The sequence below is a fragment of the Polynucleobacter sp. 35-46-11 genome (assembly GCF_002281105.1).
Map to the genome: position 1 here is coordinate 1 of NZ_NCFJ01000303.1, position 3136 is coordinate 3136.

Sequence of the window (3136 nt, forward strand, 5' to 3'; positions counted from 1 at the left end):
CTATCAATTGCAGCTGGTACGCCGCAGTAAATCGCAGCTTGCAAAAATATTTCCTGAATATCCTCTTTGCTCAGACCATTATTAATTGCACCCCTGACGTGAAGCTTGAGCTCATGCGGACGATTTAAGGCAGTGATCATCGACAGATTAATGATGCTTCTGGTTCTGCGGTCTAAGCCAGGGCGATTCCAAATTTCATTCCAACAATATTCGGTCACCAACTCCTGCATCGGCATATTGAATGCATCGGCATTCTTGATGGAGTTATCTACATACTCCGCACCCAGTACTTCGCGGCGAGTCTTAAGTCCTTTTTCAAATGATTCTTTATTCACATTCGTCTCCTGTGTTGAAGGTGTATTTAATAGATTCCATATATTGCCACTATTTATGTTTCGCTGTTTAGCCTAGAATAGTTCGTATGAACATCTCTCGCCTGTTTTCTATCACCATCTTATCTTTTGCTGTTTTGATGCTCGGTGCATGCACTGTTGACAAGCTCGAAGCAAGATTGCAGGCCGACCCAGAATGTAAGCCCATCATGAACGCCAAGACCGGGGCCTTAATGCCTTGCCCTGGTAGCGATAAGCAATTTTATAAATCGATTCCGGCCTTAAATACAACTGCACCAAAAGTGAAGCAGGGTACAGAGGTTCAGACATCTAAAGCAACTACAAGCCCATCATCAACTTCTACCTCAACACCCACTTCAGCACCAAAGGCCGTTACTGCACCAGTTGAGTGCAAGCCACAACTCCATCAAAAGTCTGGCAGCCTCATGCCGTGCCCAGCACCCTAGGGTGTGGGTCACAGTCTTGAATGAGGCGTATGATCAGTTCAACTAGCCTAAGAGCTAATCCACATCAAATCACGCATCGGATCCAAAAATGAATAAATTAGGTGCTTTAGTTGTAGCAATTTCTGCAGCCACTTTATTGGCGGCATGTAGTAATACTCCTAAGTTGGCAAGTCAGCCAATGCCAAAGTCTGGCTTCTTACCAAATTATTCTGTGCTGGTGCCAATGGCTACGTCTGAAGCCGATACCCGTATTTGGAGATATCGCAAGGCGGGTGTCAATCCTGGCGCATACACTGCAGTAATTTTGGACCCAATTTATTTAAATCAGAATGCTACTAAAGAAATTTCTCCAGAGGTGATTAATCAGGCGCAGATCGCATTGCAGGATTCAATGGTCAGCGCAGTGAATAGTCGCGGAAATATCAAGATCGTAAATCAGCCTGGTCCAGGTGTAGCGCGAATCTCTGTTGGTATTACTGGGGCAGAAAGTTCAGCTGATAGTTTGCAGCCGTGGAATTTCACGCCGATTGGCTTGGCCATGAATGCGGCTGCTTATGCCGGTGGCGTGAACTCTAAAACTCCAGCGATGCTAGTGGAGAGCAAGATTACTGATAGCCAAACCAAAGATGTGATTGGTGAAGGCTTGGTAACAATTCAGGGAGAGTCTTTCCGAACTGGCGGAGGTTCCGTTGAATCATTTGTCGCTATGGCCAAAAAGGTAGTGAAGGTAGCTATGGAAACTTCTGCCGATCCAAGAGCTACTGGGGCTAAATAAATTTCTGATGCGAGCTTTCATTTCTAATCTTGGTCTCATCGGTGCAGCAGTATCCATTTTCATTGCAACTCCTGTGTATGCTGATGAGGCATCACGTAATAAAGAGATTCAAGAACGTTTTTCTCAGTATGATGTCAATCGAGATGGCAAACTTACTCTTAATGAGGCTAAGGGGTGTATGCCTCGAGTCTACGATCATTTCAGTAGAATTGATGAGCAGAATAAAGGCTATGTTACGGTTGCTCAGATTGAGGCAATGGCCGCTAGGTAATTAGATTGATAGAATGAAAGGGCCTCAGATGAGGCTCTTTTTTATTGGAGTAGATGATGACTTACGTAATTGAAGGTTTTAAGGATTCCATCATTACAGTCCCTTCGGCAGATGGCCCGATTGATATTGCTTGCCAGACTGCTGGCTCCGGTCCCGCGTTGCTACTGCTGCATGGATTTCCTCAATCTAAAGCAATTTGGCGTCACATTGCCCCTCAGTTGGCAAAGCGTTTTTCTGTGGTCGTGACGGATCTTCGTGGTTATGGCGCCTCATCAAAACCAGCTGGGACTCCAGATCATTCAACCTACTCAAAAAGATCCTTGGCTACTGATCAGCATGCCGTGATGCAAGCCCTTGGGCACAAGACATTCTCGGTATTAGGTCATGATCGTGGTGGGCGTGTATCGCATCGTCTAGCAATGGATTTTCCTGAGAGCATCGAGCGCCTGATGGTGCTCGATATTTCTCCAACACTCGCAATGTACGAGAACACTACGATGGAATTTGCTCGAGGCTATTGGCATTGGTTTTTCTTAATCCAAGCGCATCCTATTCCTGAGACGCTGATTGGCGCTGACCCCGAGTTTTGGATTAAAAACCATATGGGCAGGCATGCTGGTATTGGAATTTTTGACTCACAACCGTGGTCTGAGTATCTAGAGGGTGCAAGTAATCCGGCATCTTTGCATGCCATGTGCGAGGACTATCGTGCGTCTGCTTCAATCGATTTAATACATGATCGAGCTGATAGAGCTGCTGGTAAGAAATTACCAATGCCATTTCGAGTCCTATGGGGAGATCGCGGCCTAATAGCTAAGTGCTTCTCACCAATTGAAGACTGGAAGAGGGTGGCTGCAGATGTTTCTGGAAGAGGGGTTCCTTGTGGCCACTACATTCCTGAGGAATTGCCGCAGGAGCTGCTTGCTGAGGCAGAGAAATTCTTTGCTTGAGTATTCTATTTGGCTAGTTTGGGCAATTTTTTAGAAGTGGCTGGCCAGCTTAAAACAATCTTGGGATTAATTTTTAAGATCTTCTTGTCTTTATCTGGATAATTAACTCGGGACAATAAATCAGCAATCAAATTCAGATGTGCAAGCTTTTTGTCATTTGCACAGATGACGGTCCACGGCGCATCTGATGAATTAGTTTTCTTGAGCATTTCGTCTCTAGCTTCAGAGTAAGCGTCCCACATCTTTTGAGCTTTCTGATCGATAGGGCTGATCTTCCACTGCTTCAGCGGATCTTTTTTGCGATCTTTAAGCCTTTTTTCTTGCTCTTCTTTGGAGATATC

General features: G+C 45.3%; 5 protein-coding genes and 1 pseudogene. 4 read left to right on the forward strand and 2 right to left on the reverse strand.

The window, feature by feature from the left end; genetic code table 11:
- On the reverse strand, positions 1-335 hold a 335-nt coding region (locus B7Y67_RS13890; protein ID WP_293599159.1), incomplete at its 3' end, for a carboxymuconolactone decarboxylase family protein.
- A gap of 86 nt (positions 336-421) precedes the next feature.
- On the opposite strand from B7Y67_RS13890, the gene B7Y67_RS13895 reads away from it, so the two are divergent.
- The 4 genes from B7Y67_RS13895 to B7Y67_RS13910 all read left to right on the forward strand — a co-directional run bounded on the left by B7Y67_RS13895 (position 422) and on the right by B7Y67_RS13910 (position 2795).
- Positions 422-799 carry a hypothetical protein gene (locus B7Y67_RS13895; RefSeq protein ID WP_293599160.1) on the forward strand — a complete coding sequence of 126 codons (378 nt, stop codon included), beginning with the start codon at positions 422-424 and terminating at the stop codon, positions 797-799.
- A gap of 88 nt (positions 800-887) precedes the next feature.
- Positions 888-1574, forward strand: coding sequence for a DUF3313 domain-containing protein (locus tag B7Y67_RS13900; RefSeq protein ID WP_293599161.1), 687 nt, complete (start codon positions 888-890; stop codon positions 1572-1574).
- A 7-nt stretch (positions 1575-1581) separates the two neighbouring features.
- Positions 1582-1845, forward strand: coding sequence for a hypothetical protein (locus B7Y67_RS13905; protein ID WP_293599162.1), 264 nt, complete (start codon positions 1582-1584; stop codon positions 1843-1845).
- Positions 1846-1901: 56 nt separating this feature from the next.
- A complete protein-coding gene (locus B7Y67_RS13910; RefSeq protein WP_293599163.1) occupies positions 1902-2795 on the forward strand; it encodes an alpha/beta hydrolase in 894 nt (297 codons plus the stop codon).
- Between the two features lie 5 nt (positions 2796-2800).
- Here the strand turns inward: B7Y67_RS13910 and B7Y67_RS13915 are convergent.
- A pseudogene (locus B7Y67_RS13915) lies at positions 2801-3136 on the reverse strand (polyphosphate kinase 2); the annotation flags it as partial.